Genomic DNA, 20034 nt, shown 5'->3' with positions numbered 1-20034 from the left:
ACTCGCTCCGTTCGTCGGTGGTGAGGGTCTCGTCTATCCCGCCAGCTCGGCGCGGTACGCGGCGGACGCCCACGGCACCGCCAGCTCGCTCGGCAGCGCCCCCCGCTCGGCCGCCCGGCGCAACACGTCGACGACGCCCCGCAGGTGGCGGACCCGCTCCCCGCCCTCGCCGAGAGTGGTCACCAGATCGCCGTCGAGCAGCCGGGGCTCCGGCGCGGGCCGCAACGCGTCCAGCAGCGCGGTGAACGGCGCGGTACGCGCCAGCGGCGCGATCAGCGGCACGCCCGCCGGGTCGAGCCGGTGGGCGAGCAGGTTCTCCAGCAGCCCCAGCCGTCCCGGCACCCGGCGGGTCACCACGTCCCCGGGTAGGCGCAACCGGTCGGTCGGGTACTCCAGCACCGCCTGCCCCGTCGTACCGGTCACCACCACCTCGCCCGCCACGAACTCCTCGGCGGCCAGGGTCACCGCCACCAGCACCGGCGGCCCGGCGCGGAACCGGACCCGCAGCACGGCGGTGTCCTCCACCTCGATCGGCCGGACCCGGTAGCGTTCCACCTCGATCGCGACCGGCCAGGGCGTCGCCCCGGCGAGCGCCTCGGCGATCGCCAGGCACTGCATCACCGCGTGCGCGAGCGGGTTGGCGAGCGCGCCGTCCAGCACCGGCCGGCCGTTCAGACTCCGTCGACCGGCCCAGGGGGAGCGGGCGTAGTAGGCGTCCGGCCGTTGCCAGGCAGCGATGGTGGAGATGCCGGTGACAGTGCCCAGCCGGCCGGCGGCCAGCGCGTCGGTCAGCGCGGTGAGGGCCGCCGAGCCGAGCGCCTGGAAGCCGACCTGGGCCACCCGGCCGGCGGCGGTCAGCGCCCAGGTCAGTTCCTCGTGCTCAGCCAGCGACAGCACCGGCGGCTTCTCCAGCAGCAGGTCCGCGCCGGTGGCTAGGGCGTCGCGGGCGATCGCCAGGTGGGTGTGCGGCGGCGTGCAGATCACCACCACCTCCGGCCGGGTGGCGGCGAGCATCGCCCGGTGGTCGGTGAAGACCGCCACCCCGGGCGGCACCGGGGCGGCCGGGTCGTCCTCCACCGGCCGGACGTCGACCAGGGCGACCAACCGCAGCCGACCGGCGGCGTGCAGGGGCGCGATCACCCGCCGGTGCCAGCGACCGTGCCCGTTCGCCCCGATCACCGCCACCCGGGTCGGCGGCGTGGCCCCGTTCACGGCCGACCGGCCCGGGGCGACCCGGTCACCGGGCACCGGCCAGGGTGGCCTCGACGCCGTGCCGCTCCAACGCGGTCAGCCAGGCGATCACGTCGGCGCGGACCTCGTCGTCCTCGGCCACCTCCACCGGGATGACGTCGCGCAGCGCGAAGACCGCGTCGACCGCGCCCGCCGGGCTCTGCGCCCCGGCGTCCAGCGCGGCCCGGATCGGCCCGGCCAGTGGGTCCTGGAACGGCAACGGCCGGCCGTCGTCGGCGTACCCCAGCGCGAAGCGCAACCAGGACGCCACGACCAGCGCGCCCCAGCGCCCGGACCGCCCGGCCGCGCGCAGGTCGGCGATGGTGTGCAGGACGCGTTGCGGCAACTTCTGCGAACCGTCGGTCGCCACCTGGAGGGTGCGGTGGTGGATCGCCGGGTTGCCGAACCGGGCGAGGGCCTGCTCGCCGTAGTCGACCACCCGGACCCCGTCCGGCGGGGTGAAGCTTGCCGCCACGTCCTCGGCGATCAGCCGGCGCAGCACGTCGCGCAGGTGCGGGATCTCCAGCGCGTCGGCGATCGTCTCCCGGCCGGCCAACGCCCCGAGGTACGCGATGGCCGAGTGCACCCCGTTGAGGGCGCGCAGCTTCAACCGTTCCCACGGGCCCGCGTCGTCGGTGAGCACCGCCCCGGCGAACTCCCAGCCGGGCCGGCCGCCCGGGAAGTCGTCCTCGATCACCCACTGCGCGTACGGCTCGGCGGCCACCGCGGCCAGGTCGGTCACGCCGAGCGTCCGCCGGGCCGCCTCGATCGTCTCCGGGGTGCTGGCCGGCACGATCCGGTCCACCATGGTGCCCGGGCAGGTGACGTTGCCGGCCACCCACTCGACCAGCCCGGCGGGCACACCGCCGGCCCGGTCGACGGCCTGGTCGAGCATGCCGCGCAGTCGTCGACCGTTGGCCGGCAGGTTGTCGCAGCTCACCAGGGCCACCGGCCCGGCGTCCGCGGCGGCCCGGGCGGCCAGCCCGCGCAGCAGCAGCCCCGGCACGGTGGTCGGTGCTCCGCCGCCGGCCAGGTCCGCGGCGAGCGCCGAGTCCGGGGACAGTTGACCAGTTACCGGGTCGAGTTGGTACGCCTTCTCGGTGACGGTCAGGGTCACCACGCGGACCGCCGGGTCGGCGAGCAGCGCCACCACGGCGTCCGGGTCGCTGGGCGCGTGCCGGACGCCGCTCAGGGCGCCCACCACCCGGGTGGCGCTGCCGGCGGCGGAGAGGGCGCTGACGCTGAACAGGTTGTCCTGCGCGGCGATCGCCTCGACCACGGCGGCGCTGCGCGGGGCGACAGCCACGATGCCCCAGTCACCGCCGGCCGCGCCGACCGCCGCCTCGGTGAAGACGGCCTGGTGGGCGCGGTGGAACGCGCCCAACCCCAGGTGTACGACGCCGGTCGGCACGGTGCCCGGCCGGATCAGCGGGCGGGCCTCGGCGGGCAGCCGGCGCAGCATGCCCAGGCCGAGCCGGGAGGCCCCGACGGTCACCGCCATGCCGGACCGTCCGGGAAGCGGAACTCCGCGATCGCCGCGGGCTTCATGGTGGCGCTGTAACCGGGCCGATCGGGCAGCAGGTAGCGGCCACCGCGGGTCCGCACCGGGTCGACGAAGTGTTCGTGCAGGTGGTCGACGTACTCGATCATTCGACCGTCCAGCCCGGTGCCCACCCGCAGGTAGTCGAAGATCGCCAGGTGCTGGACGTACTCACAGAGGCCCACGCCGCCGGCGTGCGGGCACACCGGCACGCCGAACTTCGCCGCCAGCAGCAGCTCGGCCAGGACCTCGTTGACACCGCCAACCCGGCAGGCGTCGACCTGCATCACCCCGATCGCCTCGGCCTGCAGCAGCTGTTTGAAGATCACCCGGTTGGCGGCCACCTCACCGGTGGCGACCCGGCACCGCCCGCCGGTCAGCTCGTCGACCGCGCGGGCGATCCGGGCGTGCCCGAGGATGTCGTCGGCGTGGGTGGGCTCCTCGATCCAGTACGGGTCCACCTCGGCCAGCGCCGCCATCGCGGTGATCGCCTCGTCGACGTCCCAGACCTGGTTGGCGTCCATCATCAACAGCGCGTCCGGGCCGATCTCCGCCCGGATGATCCGGGCCCGCCGCACATCGTCGGCGAGCGGGCCACCGACCTTCATCTTCATCGCCCGCCAGCCGTCGGCGTACGCCTGCCGGGTCAGCGCCCGCACCTTGTCGTCGGGGTAGCCGAGCCACCCGACCGAGGTGGTGTACGACGGAAAACCGTCACGTTCGAGGGTGGCCAGACGGTCCGCCAGCCCGTCGCGCCCCTTGTCCAAAATGGCCGCCGCCTCGTCCGGGGTGAGCGCGTCGGTGATGTGCCGGAAGTCGACGCTGGCCACCAGGTCGTCGGTGGGCAGGTCGGCGAGGAAGCGCCACATCGGCTTGCCGGCCAGGGTGGCCCGCAGGTCCCACACCGCGTTGACGAGCGCGCCGGTCGCCATGTGGATGACGCCCTTCTCCGGGCCCAGCCAGCGCAGCTGCACGTCGGCGCTGAGCGAACGCCAGAACGCGACCGGCTCGGCGGTGATCTCCTCGACGGTGCGGCCCCGCACGTGGTGGGCCAGGGCGTGCACCGCCGCGCAGGTGATCTCGTTGCCCCGGCCGTTGGTGAAGGTGAACCCGGCGCCGGTCGGGCCGGCGTCGGTGCCCAGCTGGACGTACGTCGCCGAGTAGTCACCCCGGTTGATCGCGTCGGAGCCGTCGCCCCGGGCGGCGGTGGGGAACCGCACGTCGTGCACCTCGACGGAGGTGATGGTGACTGTCACTTGTGGTTTCCTCCGAAGTTGAAGACCCGCTTGGGCAGCCGGTACGCCAGGTCGACGATGGTCTCGGCGGCCTCGTCCAACGGCAGCCGGTGCTCGGCGACCAGCCGGGCCAGGAAGCCGGCGTCCACCCGGCGGGCCACGTCGTGGCGTACCGGGATGGAGCAGAACGCCCGGGTGTCGTCGACGAACCCGGTGGTGTTGTAGAAACCGGCGCTCTCGGTGACCGCCTCCCGGAACCGGCGCAGCACCTCCGGGGAGTCCAGGAACCACCAGGGAGCGCCGAGCAGCAGCGCGGCGTACCCGCCCGCGAGGGGCGCCAGCTCGCGGGTGAAGGTGTCCTCGTCGAGGGTGTAGAGCACCAGTCGCAGCCGGGGGTCGTTGCCGTGACGCTCCAGCAGCGGCGCGAGCGCGTGCACGTACTCGGTGGCCTGCGGGATGTCGCCGCCGACGTCGCGGCCGTGCCGGGCGTGCAACCACCGGTTGTGGTTGCGCACCGCGCCGGGGTGCAGCTGCATGACCAGGCCGTCGTCGAGCGACATCCGGGCGAACTCCATGAGCATGTGCGCCCGGAACGCCTCCGCGTCGGCGGCGTCGGCCTCGCCGCGCCGGCCCCGGTCGTAGAGCCGCTCGGCCTCGGCCGGGGTCAGGTCGAGGGTGCGCGCGGTGGGGTGGCCGTGGTCGGAGGAGGTCGCGCCGGCGGCGATGAACGCGGCGCGTCGGGCCCGCAGCGCGGCCAGGTAGCCGGCGTAGGTGCCGGTGTCCTCACCGGCCCGATCCCCGAGCCGGTCCACATTCGTCGACCAGCCCTCGAACTCCATGTCCACCACGTCGTCCGGGCGGAACGTGGTGACCACCCGGCCGCCCGGACCGCCCCACCCGTCGGCGGCGAGTGTGGCGTGCTGCGCGAGGTCGTCCAGCGGGGACTCGGTGGTCGCCAGGACCTCGATGTTGAACCGCTCGAAGAGCGCCCGGGGCCGGAAGTCCGGCTCGGCGAGCCGGGCCGCGATCTCGTCGTAGAGGGCGTCGGCGGTGCTCGGACCGAGCGGGGTGTGCACCCCGAACACGGTGCGGAAGGTCTGCTCCAGCCAGAGTCGCGACGGGGTGCCCCGGAACAGGTGCCAGTGCGCGGCGAAGCGCCGCCAGATCACCCGGCCGTCGGTCTCGACCGGGCTGCCGTCGCGGGTGGGCACCCCCAGATCCGCCGGGGGTACGCCCTGACTGAGCAGCATCCGGGTCAGGTAGTGGTCGGGCACGATGAGCAGCCGCGCCGGATCCGGGAAGGGGCGGTCCTCGGCGAGCAGGGCCGGGTCGACGTGCCCGTGCGGCGAGATGATGGGTTGCGCCGCCGCCAGGGCGTACAGCTCCCGGGCCAGCGCGCGCTGACCCGGTTCGGGCGGCAGGAGCAGATCGGTGTTGTCGAACGTGGGCACGGGGTGGGGCTCCTCGTCTCCTGTGTCAGCGGGGGGTGAGCAGGTCGGCGACGCGGACGGGTTGGCCGGTCTCGAAGGACCGGTTGGCGGCCAGGCCGGTGAGCAGGGCCAACGCGCCGTCGTCGGCGGTGGCGGCGCGGCCCAACGGGTCGGGTTGACCGCCGAGGAGCACCCCGGTCATCCGGGCGTCCGCGCCGCCGTGCCCGTGCCGAGTGCGACCCTCCACCGGGATCTGCCGGGGCGGGGCCCAGAACGGGCGCACTGTCAGCGTCGCACCTCCGCCCTCGGCCGGCGCCTCGGCGCCGTGCAGGGCGGCGCCCTTGACCGCGCCGGCGGTGCCCCGGTCGACGAAGTCGTTCTCGGCCACGTCCAGCTCCAGTCGACCCCGGCTGCCGTTGACCATCACCCGGTAGCCCTCCCAGGGCGCGTACGCGGTGAGGTGGTAGGTCATCGTGGCGCCGGTGGAGTAGCGGGCCAGCACCGCCATGTCGTCCTCGATGCTCACCCCGGGCGCGAAGACGTTGCGGTCGCGCTGGTAGCCGTCCTCGGCCTCGGCGTCGAGGTACAGCTCGCGCAGCCGAGGGTGCGCGTCCAGCCGCAGCGCGAACGGGTCGTCCGCGGCGGCGGGGGAGCCGTGCGCCCGGTCGTAGTCGCGGGCGTAGCCGTGCCGGCGACCGTCCGCGCCGTAGAAGAAGAGTCGGCCGGCCGCGTAGACCTCGACGGGTGTGGCGGCCAGCCACCAGTTGACCAGGTCGAAGTGGTGGCTGGCCTTGTGCACCATCAGCCCGCCCGAGGTGGCCTTGTCGCGGTGCCAGCGGCGGAAGTAGTCGGCGCCGTGGCGGACGTCGAGCAGCCACTCGAAGTGCACCGAGCCGATCTCGCCGACCGCGCCCTCGGCGAGCAGCCGGCGAACCTGTTCGTGCAGCGGGTTGTAGCGGTAGTTGAAGGCGACTGTCACCCGACCGCCGGTCTCGGTCACCGTGTCCAGGATCCGCCGGCAGCGGGCCACGTCCACTGTCATCGGCTTCTCGGTGACCACCTCGCGGCCGGCACGCAGCGCGGCCACCACGTACTCGTCGTGGGTGACGTCCACACTGGTGACCAGGACGACGTCGACGCGTTCCTTGTCGAGCATCGCCGCGAAGTCACCGGCCGGGTACGTGGGCACCGGGCGGTGACCCAGCTCGCCCAGCCAGCGGTTGTGTGCGTCCATCCGGGCCTGGTTGATGTCGGCGAAGGCGACCAGCTCGGTGGTGTCGGCGTGGTCGAGCACCAGCGCCCGGACGAACATCTCGGCCCGCGCGCCGGTGCCCACGACGGCGTACCGGGTCCGTGCGGCGGCTCTCGGTGACATGCGGTCGCCTTCCGTGATGCTGCAAAGGTTTGCAATGAAGTAATCACGATCGATCCGATCGCGTCAACGACGACAGCGGGATCGGCGTCATTTGTTGGTGTTTGGGGGGCAACAGATCACCAAGGGGAGCGCCGGTGCAACGAAGCCGTAACCGTTGACCGTTGACACTGGCGCAACCGTTTGCATTAATGGGCCACACCTGCGTGACCGCCACCACATCGGACGAAGGGGCCGCCGTGCCAGTCACCATCCGGGACGTCGCCCGGGCGTCCGGTGTGCACATCTCCACCGTGTCCCGCACCTTCTCCGCGCCGCACCTGGTCAACCCGGAGACCCGGGTACGGGTGCTGGCCTGCGCGGAGGATCTGGGCTACCGGCCGAACCGCGCGGCCCGGGCCCTGATCACCGGGCGCACGCACAACATCGGGCTGATCATCGCGGACATCGCCAACCCGTTCTTCCCGCCGCTGATCAAGGCGGCGGAGAGCCAGGCCCGACACCGCGACTACCACGTCTTCGTGGCCGACACCAACGAGGACCCGACCGCCGAGGAAGAGCTGGTCCACGCGCTGGCCAAGCAGGTGGACGGAGTGCTGCTGTGCAGCCCTCGGATGAGCAACAGCCTGATCGAGCAGCTCAGCCGCGAGGTGCCACTGGTCGTGGTCAACCGCCAGGTGACCGGCCTGCCCTGCGTGCTGATGGACGTCGGGCAGGGCGCCCGCTCGGCGATCGAGCACCTGGTCGGCCTGGGGCACCGCAGCATCGCGCTGCTCGGTGGCCCGCGCAGCTCGTGGACCAACCGGGAGATGCGCCGTGCCGCCACCGCGGCCGCCCGAGCCGGCGGCGCGGAGCTGACACTGCTCGGCCCCAACGCGCCCACCGAGGTCGGCGGCTCCGCCGTCGCCGAGCAGGTGCAACGCAGCGGCGTGTCGGCGGTGCTCGCCTACAACGACCTGATGGCGATCGGCCTGATCGAAGGGCTGGACGCGCTCGGGGTCCGGGTGCCGCAGGAGGTGAGCGTCGTCGGAGTCGACGACATCACCCTGAGCCGGCTGACCCGCCCCAAACTGACGACGGTGGCCACACCCACCGGGGCCGCCGGCCGGACGGCCGTCGACATGCTGCTGCAACAGGACATCGAGTCACCGCGCGGTGCGCGGGGATCCGGTGCCGGCACGGCGCTCGGCGTCCGTCGTACCACAGCACAGGTAATGCTCCAGACCGACCTGGTCATCCGCGACTCGACCGGCCCGGGCCCGTACGCCCGACCGGCACGTCCCCTGGCCGCACCACGTGGCCCGGGCCCGCATTGCCCTGCGGACCCGGGCACCCCGACTGCGGCCACCGGTGACGCCGTCGCCTCCTAATGCCGAGGAGTGAGCGCACATGCACCCCGCAACGCCCCCCACCACTGACACGCCCGTCGGGCGCGCCCACCGTACCCCGCTGCCCCGGCGGCACCTGCTGCGTGGCCTGCTCGCCGTGACGGTCGCCGCACCGCTGATGTTCGCTGCCGCCGCCTGCGGAGACGACAGCGGCGGCGCCGCCGACCCGAACGCGCCGGTCAAGCTCTCCATCTTCTGGTGGGGCGGCGACGCCCGGGCCAAGCTGACCGAGGACGCGCTGGCCCTCTACACCAAGAAGCACCCGAACGTGACCTTCGAGAAGACCTGGCAGGCCAACCAGGGCTACTTCGACAAGCTGGCCACGCTCACCGCCGGCGGCAACCCGCCGGACCTGTTCCAGATCGACGACAACTACCTCGCCGAGTACGCGGCCCGCAACACCACGCTCGACCTGACCTCCTACCAGGAGTCCGGAAAGCTGGACACCTCCAAGTTCCCCAAGAGCCTCTGGCAGTACGGCGTCGTCGACGGCAAGCTCGCCGGCCTGGCCGCCGGGGAGAACACCCAGGGTCTGGTCTACAACAAGACGCTGCTGACCAAGCACAACCTGCCCGAGCCGACCACCGGGATGAGCTGGGAGCAGCACATCGCCTGGGCCGAGCAGGTCACCGCCAAGACCAAGGTGCCGGGCACCCAGGACCCGAGCGCCGACTACAAGGCGCTCTGGGTCTGGCTGCGTCAACAGGGCAAGGACCTCTACAAAGGCAAGGAGCTGGGCTTCACCGCCGAGGACGTCACCGCGTGGTTCGACCTGTGGAAGGGCGCCCGGGACCGCAAGGCCACCCCGACCGCCGACGTCATCCACGAGGGCAACTCCAGCGACGTCACCAAGCAGCTGGTGGTCACCGGCAAGTCGGCGACCTCCTGGGTCTGGGCCAACCAGATGCCGGACCTGAAGAAGAACACCAAGGACGAGCTGGGCGTGATCGCCTACCCCGGTGACCCCAGCGCCCAGTGGGCCCGGGCCTCGATGTACTGGTCGGTGTTCAAGGGCAGCAAGCACAAGGACGTCGCGGTCGACGTGATCAACTTTCTGAACAACGACGTGGAGGCGGTCAAACTGCTCGGCACCGACCGCGGCCTTCCGTCCAACCTGGACCTGCGGCGGGTGGTCAGCGACGACACCACCGACCCGGCCATGAAGCAGTCCATCGCCGTCGAGGCGGAGCTGACCCAGAAGTTCGGCGAGTCACCGCAGGTGCCGATCAAGGGGCACAGCAAGGTGAAGTCCGAGCTGATCAAGGCCGCCGAGAACGCGCAGTACGGCCGGGCCACCCCCGCCGAGGCCGCCGCCCAGTTCGTCGAGGCGTGCAAGTCCGCCATCGCCTGACGCCGCGAGGCGAGGAGAGGAGCTGTTCGTGGCGTTGACCACGGCGCCCGACCCGACCCGACGCGGCCCCGGATCCGCCCGGGCCCACGCTGAACGGCGTGGGCCCGGACGCTTCCGGCACAGCGAAGGTCTGGCGGGGTACGTCTTCCTGTCGCCGTGGCTCATCGGCCTGATGGGTGTCACGGCGGTCCCCATGCTGCTGTCGCTCTACCTGAGCTTCACCAACTACGACATCCTCACCCCCTTCTCCGAGGTGGAGTGGGTGGGGCTGGCCAACTACGAGCGGATGTTCACCACCGACCCGTCGTACTGGCACGCCGTGCGGGTCACCCTGACGTTCGCGCTGGTCGCCGTGCCGCTGAAGCTGGCCGCCGCGCTCGGCGTGGCGTTACTGCTCAACCGTGCCTGGCGCGGTGTCGGGCTGTTCCGCGGGCTGTTCTACCTGCCGTCGCTGCTCGGCGGCAGCGTCGCGCTGGCCATCGTCTGGGTCAACATGTTCAACCGCGACGGCGCGTTCAACTCGCTGCTGAGCCTCTTCGGCATCACCGGCAAACCGTGGGTCAACGACCCCGAATGGGCCCTCGAAACGCTCATGGTGCTGGCCATCTGGCAGTTCGGCGCACCGATGGTGATCTTCCTGGCCGGGCTCAAGCAGGTGCCCACCGAGCTGTACGAGGCCGCGTCGGTCGACGGGGCCGGCCGGTTCCGCCAGTTCCGCAACGTCACACTGCCGATGCTCTCCCCGGTCATCTTCTTCAACCTGGTGCTGGAGACCATCAACGGCTTCCAGGGCTTCACCGCCGCGTTCGTGCTCAGCAACGGCACCGGCGGCCCGGTCGACTCCACACTGATGTACACGCTGAACCTCTACATCACCGGCTTCACCGACCTCAACATGGGCTACGCCTCGGCGATGGCCTGGGTGTTCCTGCTCGCCATCGCGGTCATCACCGCGATCTTCTTCAGCACCGGACGGTTCTGGGTGCACTACTCCGACGGGGAGGACCGGTGATGGTGACGGTGACCCCGACGACCGCGGCGCCGACCGCAGCGCCGCCGAACGTGCGCCGCCGGCCCGGCGGACGGCCCGTGCTGCGACTGCTGATCCTGGTGGCGATCGTCGCCGTGGTGCTCTACCCGCTGATTTGGATGGTGGGCACCTCGCTGAAGTCCCAGGAGGAGATCGTCAACAACGTCGGGCTGCTGCCCGAGCGGTTCACCCCGGGCAACTACACCGCAGGGTGGTCCAACTTCGACATCAGCTTCGGCCGGTTCTTCCTCAACAGCACGATGGTCAGCCTGCTCACCGTCATCGGCAACGGGCTCTCCTGCCTGCTGGCCGCGTACGCCTTCGCCCGGCTGCGGTTCCGGCTGCGCGGCATGTGGTTCGCCGTCATGATCGGCACGCTGCTGCTGCCCCAGCACGTGCTGATCGTTCCGCAGTACATCCTGTTCCGCACGCTCGGGCTCGTCGGCGGTGACTGGCCCTACCTGCCGCTGCTCATCCCGCAGTTCCTGGCCACCGAGGCGTTCTTCGTCTTCCTCATGGTGCAGTTCATGCGCGGCGTCCCCCGGGAGCTGGACGAGGCGGCCCGCATCGACGGCGCCGGCCCGTTCGGCATCTTCCGGCACATCATCCTGCCGCTGAGCCGCCCGGCGCTGGTCACCACGGCGATTTTCTCGTTCATCTGGACCTGGAACGACTTCTTCCGCCAGCTGGTCTTCCTGTCCCAACTGGAGGACTACACCGTCCCGGTCGCGCTGACCCTGTTCATCGACTCGACCAGCCAGAGCGCGGTCGGCCCGATGTTCGCCATGTCGGTGCTGTCGCTGCTGCCGGTCTTCCTGTTCTTCGTCGCGTTCCAGCGAATGCTCGTCGAGGGGATCAACACCAGTGGCATCAAGGGCTGAACCGGCAGCACGGACCGGACCCGTCGACACCGGCGGGCGGCGGGACTGGCGCGACGTCGCCCGCGATGCCGCGGACCTCGCGCTGCTCGGCATCCTGCTGACCCTCGCGGCGGCGCCCCTGCTCACCGTCGCCGCGGCGGCGGGCACCGCCAGTGCGGCGGTGCACGACTGGACGCGTACCGGCAGCTGGCCGTCGGCGCGCACGACCGTACGCCGGTTCGGCCGCTCGGTGCTGCCCGGTGTGCCGGTCAGCCTGCTCGCGCTCGCCGGCGCCGCGCTGCTCGCCGCCGACCTGGCGGCGCTGGCCACCGGCCGGGTGCCGGGTGGCCCGGCGGCGCTGCTGGTGACGGCGCTGATCGCGGCCGGCCTGGCCGGGTACGCCGGGCTGGTCGTCGTCGAGGTGGGCGGCAACGGGGGCGGGCGGTGGTGGGCCCCGGCCCGGTCGGCCGCCCGCGCCTGCCTCGACGCGCCCACCCGCTGGGCGGCACTCACCGGGGTCGTCGCGTTGGCCGGGCTGCTCGCCGTCCTGGTCACCCCGGTCGCGGTGCCGATCCTCGCCGGCTACACGGTGGCCGCCCTGCACGCCGTCACCGTCCGCCGGCCGGGCACGGCCGACCTCACCGCCCGCTGGCCGGTCACGGCCGATCCCACCGCCCGCCGGCCGGTCACGGCCGCCGCCGTCGGCCGCCGGGAGCTGCCGTGAGTGCCGAGCCGGTGCGGTTGACGGCCGGGAGCACGGAGGTGGCCGAGTACGTGCTCGACCCGGCGCTGGACCCGCGGCACGGGCCCCGACCGTACCTGCACCCGGTCCGCACCCTCGGCGGAACGGTGGTCACCGACGCGCTCCCCGCCGACCACGTGTGGCACCTTGGCGCGTCCCTCGCGGTGCAGGACGTCGACGGCAGCAACCTCTGGGGCGGGCGCACCTACGTCCGCGACATCGGTTACACCTGGCGGGACGACCACGGCGTCATCGCGCACACCGGTGAGGTCGAACGGTCCCCGGGCCGGTACGTGCACGACCTCCAGTGGCGGGACCGGGCCGGCGGGATCCTGCTGACCGAGCGGAGATGGCTCGCCGCGTCGGTGGTCGCGCCGGACGCCTGGCGGCTCGACCTGGAGTCCGTCCTCGTCGCCCCGGACGATCGGGAGGTGCGGCTCGGAAGCCCGGCCACCAACGGCCGCCCGGGCAGGGCCGGCTACGGCGGGTTCTTCTGGCGGGCCGCGGCCGACGGCGAACCAGCGGTGTTCACCGCCGACGCGGCGGGGGAGGAGACGGTCAACGGCAGCGCGGCGCCGTGGCTCGCGCTGACCGGCGTCCGGTCGGGCGCCGGGGCGTACACCCTGGTCTTCGCGGGCCTCAGCCGGAACGACAGGTGGTTCGTGCGGACCGGAATATATCCGGGGGTCTGCGTGGCGTTCGCGTTCGACCGCCCGGCGGTGGTGCCGGCCGGTGGGAGCCGGCACGGCCGGTACCGGGTGTGGGTGGCCGACGGGACCCTCGACCGGGACGGGGTCGCGGCCCTGGTCGCGGCGGTGCGGTGATCGTGCCGAGCGGCCCCGGTCAGCGGGAGCGGTCGGTCAGCTCGCGCACGGCCAGCTGGTAGGCGGCCTGGGTGTGGTACGGCCAGTGCCCTTCGATCGGCGGCGGCACGGTGTCCGCCGGGTCGATGGTCAGGCCGCGGGGATCACGCAGTCGAGTGTCGACGTCCACGCCGGGCGGTGGGCCGTCCGGGCCGGCAGGGAAGATCGGCCCGCCGATCGGGTCGGTGTCGCGCCACAGGTTGCGCCACCGCCAGCCGATCCGCCCGCCCAGGTCGCGCAGCGTCCGCGGCCCGAGGTACGCCGGGTAGAGCCGCGCGTAGGTGCGTCGCAGCGGTGAGCCGTAGGTCAACAGCGACACCCGGGCCAGCACGGACGGCGGTAGTTGCAGGATGGTGGCGGCGGCGAGCACCGAGCCGTGGCTGTGCCCGGAGATGACCACCGGCCCCCGCGCGGTGAGCCCGGTGATTCGTTTCGCCAGCTCGGGAACAGCGCGGGCGGCGTAGCAGGGCGGCGCGAACGGGTGGACCGTTCGGGGCCAGAACGTGCCGAGGTCCCACAGCACGGCCACCACCCGCCGGGTCTGGGAGGATCGGTACGCCCGGAAACCGAGGATCATGAGGCAGATCACCAGCAGGCTGATCACCCAGACTCCGGCGTCGGTGACGTACGCGACCAGCACGGCGAACGCGCCCCCGTGTCCGCCGAGGCGGGCCGCGAGCTGGGTGGGACCGATCCCGATCACGTCGAAGGCGACGGTGGCCAGCCCGAGCGAGGCGATAACCAGGAACGCGATCAGCACCGGGCCGAGTTCCTCGGTGATCCGGGACCGGGCGATGGTCTCCCGGACCAGGCGCAGCCGGTGCGTGTCCTGCGCCGGCACGTCGGGGTAGTCCCGTTCGATGATCCGCGCCGCCAGTCTCCGTCGTCGCCGGCGGCTCAGCAGGAGGGTGGCCGAGGTCACCGCCGCGCCGATCAGCAGCGCGGCGAGCCCGGCGAGCGCCGCCCACCAGTAGGCGACCGGTGGTTCCAGCGGGCCGACGACCGGCGGGTTGGGTCGGATCGGATCGGGGATGTCGCCGTGGTCGAGGGCGTCCGCGACGCGGTAGACCAGGGTCGCGGTGAAGGCGGCGCCGACGCTCACCGCCGCAGCGGCCATGATCGGGGTGCCGAGCCCGCGCAGGAAGGGGCGCTCGCCGTCGCGGGTGGCACGCTGCCGGGTGTACGTGACGATGGTGAGCACGACGAGCAGGACGCCCTGCGTGGCGACCACCCCGGCGGCGGCGCCCTCGTACCCGGGCAGCTTGCCCAAACCGACCGGTGCCGGGTCCGCGAGCGTGGCCGTGCCGAGGCAGCACACGGTCACCACAGCGGTGACCGCCCAGAGAGGGCGCAGGAGCCGTCGGGCCCTCGCCGGGCTGGCAGGGACGGGAAGGGCGAGCAGGACCACCTCGACCACCAGCAGCCCGACGGCGATCCCGAACAGCACGCCGTGACCGGGCGCGCCCACCCCACCCGGTGAGATGCCGGCAAGCAGGGCGACGTTCAGCGTCCCGACGCCGAGCACCACGTGGAGTTGGCGCAGCCAACCGGTGGTCTGTTCGTCCTGCCAGAAGTCGGCGTCGGTGAGACTCTCGGCCCGGCCGCCGGACCGGCGTGGCGCCGACGACGGGCCGAACCCCTCGAAGGCCCGCGCCGACCGGGTGCCGATGGCCCAGACGACCCGCAGCGCCAGCAGCGGCACGATCGACAGCAGCGCCAGTCGGGGCCCGGTCGGGAGGGTCTGCAGCCAGGCCAGGTAGGGGCGGCCGGCCCGGCATCCGGGGTAGGGCACGCACTGCCAGCCGACCAGGTCCAGCGTGACGCCCACCGCCGCCAGCATGAACGTGGCAGTGAGGGTGCCGGCGAGCAACCGGCACAGCGCGCCGAGCAGCCCCCACCGGTCGCGCCCCGGCGGGCGGAGCCAGATCGCCAGGTTGCTCAGCATGAAGGGCAGCAGCAGCAACATCGAGGCCGTCCGGACCGCCGCGCCGGCTGTCAACGAACCCCAGCGGTACGCTTCGACGGCGACTCCGTCGGTGGCCCCGCCGGCGGTGCCGCTGCCCGGCCGGGGCCGGAAGAAGCCGGCGTGCGCGTCTCCGGCGACCCGGACCACGATCGGGTGGTCGAGGATCCGTTCGGCGGTGACCCCGGAGATGCCGTGTACGCGCAGCTCGACGGCGTCGCGCTCCGGCGTCCTGTCCACGCCGTCAGGGTCACAGACAATCCACTCGGGCGCTGCCGATACCGCAAAGCGAGGCGATCGCGGTGCTGGACCCGTCCGGCCGGAGCTGATCCCACCCAGCCGCCAGGCCCCGCAGGTTGATCATGAAGTTGTTGCCACTCCACTCGGCGTGTCACAGCAACAACTTCATGATCAACGGGATGAGGGGCGGGTGGTGGTGCGGGCGGGGAGGGCTGCCGTGACCCGGATGGCCTTGACGATCGCCGGGATGGAGCCGATGAGCAGCACCAGCCCCCAGATGATCGCGATGATCGCGAAGACCAGCGCCGCCACGTCGTCGACGATGCTGACCAGGATCACCGGCACCAGGTTGTGCAGGAACTCCAGCACGACAGTGCACAGCAGGGTGGTGAGGATCAGCAGGACGAGCCCCTTGTTCTGCAGGAAGCGCGGCTGGGCCAGCACCAGCATCCCGGCCCACACCAGCTTGAGCAGCAGCACCAGCCCGAGCAGGACCGCCGCCTCGCCGACCGGGAAGAACCCCCACAACGCCAGGTACGCCAGGGTGCCGAACGGGACGGCCAGGAACAGCGACACCATGATGGACAGCTCCACGAACGCGACGACCAGCGCGACCAGCCCGACGATGATCAGGATGATCGAGAAGATCAGGCTGGCGACGCCCTGCACCCGACCCTGGACACGCTCGGGCAGCAGCAGGCCCAGGCAGAACAGCCCGGTGCTCCAGACCGCCACCCCGTCGATCAACGCCAGGTAGCCGGTGCCCCGGCCGGACGGCTCGCTGACCCCGGACACGTCGTCGATCTCCACGTCCAGCGCGCCGGCGCTGTCCGCGAGGGCCGCACCGGCGTCGGCCCCGCCGAGCAGCAACCCGGCGCCGAGCTCCACCCCGATCGCCAGGACGATGGCGAGCATGGCCAGCAGCAGGAACGGCTTGCGCAGGTCACCCACTGTGGCACCCTCCCTCCGCGTTCACGACGTGGCCACGACGACAGTGCAGCCGCCCAGGCCGGGGCAGACCAGGCCGACCTCGGTGGCCTGGTCGACGGCGATCTTCGCCACCGCGCCGGTGCCGTCCGCCGCCGGCTCGACCTCGTCGCGGATGGTGAGGTCGGTGTCGCCGGGTGCCGGGGCGACGACAGTGAACCGCGCCGGGCTGCGCAACACCAGGGTGCGCAGTCCGCCAGGGTCCGCCACCCGCACCACGCAGCTGCCGGAGAACGCCAGCCGGCCCGTCTCGTCGGCGCAGTCGGCGCTGACAGTCGCCGGATCCACAGCGGAACGCGCCCCGCCCAGCGCGCCCAACCGGTCGACGAACCCGTGCCGGGCCCCCGGATCACCCCGGTCGTCGCGGCCCACGCCGACCGCGACCACGAAGAGCGCCACCAGCAGGACGGCGAGCACCCCCAGCAGCGCCTTCTGCCGACCACTCATCGCGCCACGGCCTGCGCCACGATCTCGGTGAACCGGATCTCGTCGACGCCCGCGAAGTAGCGGTTCGTGCCCTGCGTCTTGCCGACCACCAGCAGCGCGACCTGGTGCGGGCCTTTGGCGAGCCGGACCGTGCCGACGTCCAGGAACTCCGTCTTCCGCACCGTCGGCGTGAAGCCGAGGAACGTGCCGCCGACCTGGTTGCCGTCGATGGCGAAGACGGTGTTGGCGTAGTCGAGGGAGGTGGTGCGTACCGCGGCGAAACGCCAGGTGCCGTCGGCCGGAATCTGCACCGTCACGGTGACCTTGTCGCCGATGGCCAGCCCCTGGAAGAACAACTGCTTGTCGCCGGACCAGGTCACCCCGCAGCAGTTGGGTTGCGCCTCCACCTTCGCGCCGTTCTTCGCCGGGGAGTCCACCACCGCGCCCGGCACCAGGCTCTCCGCCTCGACGGTGACCACCCGCGGTTCGCCGGGGGCCGGGTCGCCGTCGCGGGTCAGCAACACCACCCCCACGGCGACCACCACCAGCACCAACGCCGCCGCGGCGGCGATCCACAACCACGGGGTACGCCGTGGCGGCGCGACCGCCCGCACCTCGTAGGTGACCCGGCCGCTGGAGCGGGAACTCTCCTCCGGCGCGGTGTTCGCCGAGTACGCGAACCCGGTCATGTCGTAGCGCCGCGGCGGGGTGCCGGCCGGCACGGCCAACTTGACCAGGAACGACACCGAACCCTGGCCGGGTACCACCCGTTGCGGCTCGGCGACGGTGAACCAGGCGCGCTGGGAGCCGTCGCCGGGCGCCACGTCGAACACCACGGTGTCCGGCGCGTTGCCCGGGTTGGAGACGGTGAAAGTCAGCTCGCCGCTGTTGCGCGGGTCGAGGGTGAACTGCTCGGCGGCGGCGACGACCGCCCACTCGGTGGTCATGACGACTCCTCTTCCAGGACGATCTCGACGGTGGCCGAGGCGGGTTTCTCCGCCTCGACGATGCGGGTGATCACGGCGAGCTGACCGGCGGCGGCGACCGGCACCCGCACCACGACGTGAAAGGCCCGCTCGGCCGGCTCGTCGATGGCGAAGCCCGACATCCCGGTGGCCAGCTCCAGGGCTCGGCGCATTCCGTACGGGGTGCCGCGCCAGCGGGCCAGCAGTGCGGCGTTGGCCACCAGGTCGCGCAGCCGACCCACCGGCAGCGGCAGCGGGGTGTCCGGTCGGGGCGAGGCCACCACGTGGTCCATCGCCACCCAGCGGGTCAACCGCACCACCAGCCCGTCCGGCGCCCGGTACGGGTCGAACAGCGCGTCCACCTCGGCGAGGATCGCCTCGTCCGGGGCGTGCAGCCCCTCCATCACGTCCAGCAGCGCCCAGAGCACGCTGCCCGGCACGCAGGCCCGCTGGTAGGCGGCGGGCAGCAGCCGTTCAATCGCCGAGCGTCGCATCCTGGCGCACCACCTCGATGTCGTGCTCGCCGGAGCAGAGCAGCCAGGTGTCCGGGACGGTCACCACGTCGGCGGTGGCCTGGTTGGCGCTGGGCGTCCAGGTGACGGCGTCGGCGCTGCGGTGCACCCCGCGTTCGCCGCTGGCCAGGATCAGCCGCTCCGCCGCGCCGGTGCCACCGGCCGTCGCGCTGCCGGCCGCCGTGCCACCGGTTGCCGTGCCGCTGCCTCCGGCTGTCGCGCTGCCGGCCGTCGGGCCGCTCACCGCGATGGCGTCGACCGGCACGAACCGGGTCCGGTCCCGCAACGGCATCCCGCAGTTGACCGACACCGCCTGCCACTGCGGCTGGGCGGCCAGGGTGTCCAACCGCAGCACCCCGCCACTCTGTGAGGCCGCCACCGCCTGCTGACCGGCGAACGCGAGGTCCCGGCAGGTGCCGCCGATCCAGCCGGCCTGCATCGACTGCCACTTCACGTCGGACTCGAACAGCCGGGTGCGGTGGCAGCCCTGGCCGGGCTTCTTCGGATCCGGTTCGCCGGCGCCGCTCCACAGCAGGGTGGCCGGGCCGTCGTACTGCACGGCGAGGACCCGGTTGTCCACGTTGGCCAGACCGACGTGGGTGAAGCTGCCGGGCCGGCCACCGCTGGTCGACAGGTACACCCCGAAGCTGGCCTGCGCGGCCACCGCCACGCCCGGCGCGCCCCGCTCGGAGACGAACGTGCGGACCGCGTAGAAACCCCGGTCGGCGTCGGACGGGTCGACCAGGATCTGCAACGGCACCGCCCCGGGCAGCAGCGACACCTCGTACAGGCCGGTGTCGGTGGCCACCAGCAGCGCGCCCGCGCCGTCGCGGTCCAGCCAGGCCACGTCGGAGATCCGTGCATCCAGGTCGGTGAGCAGCGACCACGTCTCGCCCAGGTCGGTGCTCAGGTGCACCCGGGAGCCGCCTGTGGCGCGCAGCGTCACCACCGCCACCGAGCCGGGACGCGCGACGATGCCCGGCCGCACCGGCGCCGGCGCGGGCGCCACCCGCAGCACCGTCTCGCCGTCGAAGCGACCGGCCGGTTCCCAACCGGCACCGCCGTTGCTGGAGCGGAACAGCACCGGGCCGCGCCCGGCGTACCAGGTGCGCGGCTGGTACTGGTCCACGGCGAGGGCGCGGACGTCGGCGTCGGGCGCCTCGTCCACCACGAACCGCACCGACTCGACGTAGCGCACCCCCGGCTCGGCGTGCTCCAGCAGCCGGTACACGTTGGACGCCCGCAGTGGCTCGCCGAACGGCCAGCCGGTCGGGTTGAGCGCGGTGGGCAGTGGGCTCAACGTCTGGTGCAGCCGGTCGTGGATGCGGCGACGGACCGCGTCCACGTCCTCCTCGCGGCGGACCACCACCCGGGCCCGCACCGACACCGCCTTGAACCGCGCCCAGCTGGCCCGGGAGCGGATGCCGAGCATCCGGCGTTCCTCCAGGTCCGCCTCGACCCGGTGGCGTGCCTCGGGCACCTCGTGTTCGCGCAGCACCGCCACCGGCAGCCGACCGCCCGGACGGGCCGCCTCCGGCACGTACGGCACCAGCACCACCTCGACCTCACCCGGTCGGGCGAAGCTGTACACCGCAGCGCGGGTGAACGCCCGCGCCCGCGCCACCGCGCCGGAGCTGGTCGCGAGGACCTCGAAGTCGCGGGCGGTGACGGCCCGCTGCTGGGCGAAGAACTCGTAGGGGCCGCGCAGCAGCACCGACTCCAGCGCCTCCACCTCCCGACCGCCGGCCGCCGGGGCGGGGTTGTCGACGCGTACCCCGGGTAGTGGGTCGCGCAGGCTGGTCAGGGTGCCCGCCGCCACGTTGCCGGTGGGCCCGCCGCCGGCGCGGTACCAGAGCCGGACCTGCCGCCCGGCCGGCGGCACCGCCGCGACCGTCACCGG

17 protein-coding genes are annotated in these 20034 nt (G+C 72.9%); 6 read left to right on the top strand and 11 right to left on the bottom strand.

All coding sequences use genetic code 11. From position 1 onward, the window contains the following. Positions 1 to 33 precede the first annotated feature (33 nt). The 5 genes from ABZU74_RS26030 to ABZU74_RS26010 are packed head-to-tail and all read right to left on the bottom strand — an operon-like array spanning position 34 to position 6810. Positions 34 to 1212 (bottom strand): Gfo/Idh/MocA family oxidoreductase, encoded by a 1179-nt coding sequence (locus ABZU74_RS26030; protein ID WP_355428821.1) that lies wholly within the window; start codon positions 1210 to 1212, stop codon positions 34 to 36. A 25-nt stretch (positions 1213 to 1237) separates the two neighbouring features. Then, complete coding sequence (locus tag ABZU74_RS26025) at positions 1238 to 2731, bottom strand: mannitol dehydrogenase family protein (protein ID WP_355428819.1); 1494 nt, start codon at positions 2729 to 2731, stop codon at positions 1238 to 1240. Next, positions 2722 to 4026, bottom strand: a complete 1305-nt coding sequence (locus tag ABZU74_RS26020) for an enolase C-terminal domain-like protein (RefSeq protein WP_355428816.1) — start codon at positions 4024 to 4026, stop codon at positions 2722 to 2724. The genes ABZU74_RS26025 and ABZU74_RS26020 overlap by 10 nt, the downstream gene beginning before the upstream one ends. Then, positions 4023 to 5456, bottom strand: coding sequence for a glucuronate isomerase (uxaC, locus tag ABZU74_RS26015; protein WP_355428813.1), 1434 nt, complete (start codon positions 5454 to 5456; stop codon positions 4023 to 4025). Before uxaC ends, ABZU74_RS26020 begins: the two co-directional genes overlap by 4 nt. Positions 5457 to 5481: 25 nt before the next feature. After that, complete coding sequence (locus ABZU74_RS26010; protein ID WP_355428810.1) at positions 5482 to 6810, bottom strand: Gfo/Idh/MocA family oxidoreductase; 1329 nt, start codon at positions 6808 to 6810, stop codon at positions 5482 to 5484. Between the two features lie 236 nt (positions 6811 to 7046). On the opposite strand from ABZU74_RS26010, the gene ABZU74_RS26005 reads away from it, so the two are divergent. From ABZU74_RS26005 to ABZU74_RS25980, 6 genes are read left to right on the top strand one after another with little or no spacing between them, the layout of a single operon-like run. Then, entirely contained in the window at positions 7047 to 8177 is a 1131-nt protein-coding gene (locus ABZU74_RS26005; RefSeq protein ID WP_355428807.1) for a LacI family DNA-binding transcriptional regulator, read from the top strand. Between the two features lie 19 nt (positions 8178 to 8196). Further along, positions 8197 to 9546: an extracellular solute-binding protein gene (locus ABZU74_RS26000; protein WP_355428804.1), complete on the top strand. Its 1350-nt coding sequence runs from the start codon at positions 8197 to 8199 to the stop codon at positions 9544 to 9546. Positions 9547 to 9574: 28 nt separating this feature from the next. After that, a complete protein-coding gene (locus ABZU74_RS25995; RefSeq protein ID WP_355428802.1) occupies positions 9575 to 10558 on the top strand; it encodes a sugar ABC transporter permease in 984 nt (327 codons plus the stop codon). Beyond that, positions 10558 to 11457: a carbohydrate ABC transporter permease gene (locus ABZU74_RS25990; protein WP_355428799.1), complete on the top strand. Its 900-nt coding sequence runs from the start codon at positions 10558 to 10560 to the stop codon at positions 11455 to 11457. Before ABZU74_RS25995 ends, ABZU74_RS25990 begins: the two co-directional genes overlap by 1 nt. After that, positions 11441 to 12160 (top strand): hypothetical protein, encoded by a 720-nt coding sequence (locus tag ABZU74_RS25985; RefSeq protein WP_355428796.1) that lies wholly within the window; start codon positions 11441 to 11443, stop codon positions 12158 to 12160. The genes ABZU74_RS25990 and ABZU74_RS25985 overlap by 17 nt, the downstream gene beginning before the upstream one ends. Beyond that, positions 12157 to 13002, top strand: a complete 846-nt coding sequence (locus ABZU74_RS25980) for a PmoA family protein (protein WP_355428793.1) — start codon at positions 12157 to 12159, stop codon at positions 13000 to 13002. The genes ABZU74_RS25985 and ABZU74_RS25980 overlap by 4 nt, the downstream gene beginning before the upstream one ends. A gap of 19 nt (positions 13003 to 13021) precedes the next feature. On the opposite strand, the gene ABZU74_RS25975 is transcribed toward ABZU74_RS25980, so the two are convergent. From ABZU74_RS25975 to ABZU74_RS25950, 6 genes are all read right to left on the bottom strand, one after another. Further along, positions 13022 to 15244: a hypothetical protein gene (locus tag ABZU74_RS25975; protein ID WP_355428791.1), complete on the bottom strand. Its 2223-nt coding sequence runs from the start codon at positions 15242 to 15244 to the stop codon at positions 13022 to 13024. A 171-nt stretch (positions 15245 to 15415) separates the two neighbouring features. Next, positions 15416 to 16195 (bottom strand): hypothetical protein, encoded by a 780-nt coding sequence (locus ABZU74_RS25970; protein ID WP_355428788.1) that lies wholly within the window; start codon positions 16193 to 16195, stop codon positions 15416 to 15418. A gap of 21 nt (positions 16196 to 16216) precedes the next feature. Then, positions 16217 to 16678, bottom strand: coding sequence for a hypothetical protein (locus ABZU74_RS25965; protein WP_355428785.1), 462 nt, complete (start codon positions 16676 to 16678; stop codon positions 16217 to 16219). Further along, positions 16675 to 17604, bottom strand: a complete 930-nt coding sequence (locus ABZU74_RS25960) for a hypothetical protein (protein ID WP_355428783.1) — start codon at positions 17602 to 17604, stop codon at positions 16675 to 16677. The genes ABZU74_RS25965 and ABZU74_RS25960 overlap by 4 nt, the downstream gene beginning before the upstream one ends. After that, positions 17601 to 18116, bottom strand: coding sequence for a phage tail protein (locus tag ABZU74_RS25955; RefSeq protein ID WP_091398506.1), 516 nt, complete (start codon positions 18114 to 18116; stop codon positions 17601 to 17603). Before ABZU74_RS25955 ends, ABZU74_RS25960 begins: the two co-directional genes overlap by 4 nt. Beyond that, positions 18097 to 20034, bottom strand: a 1938-nt coding sequence (locus ABZU74_RS25950) for a baseplate J/gp47 family protein (protein WP_355428780.1), incomplete at its 5' end; no start/stop codon positions are given. The genes ABZU74_RS25955 and ABZU74_RS25950, both read right to left, overlap by 20 nt.

Origin of the sequence: Micromonospora sp. NPDC005171 (assembly GCF_040608575.1) — a bacterium.
GTDB lineage: Bacteria > Actinomycetota > Actinomycetes > Mycobacteriales > Micromonosporaceae > Micromonospora.
Note: the sequence above shows the minus strand (reverse complement) of the source record. Positions and strands in the feature narration are given on the sequence as shown.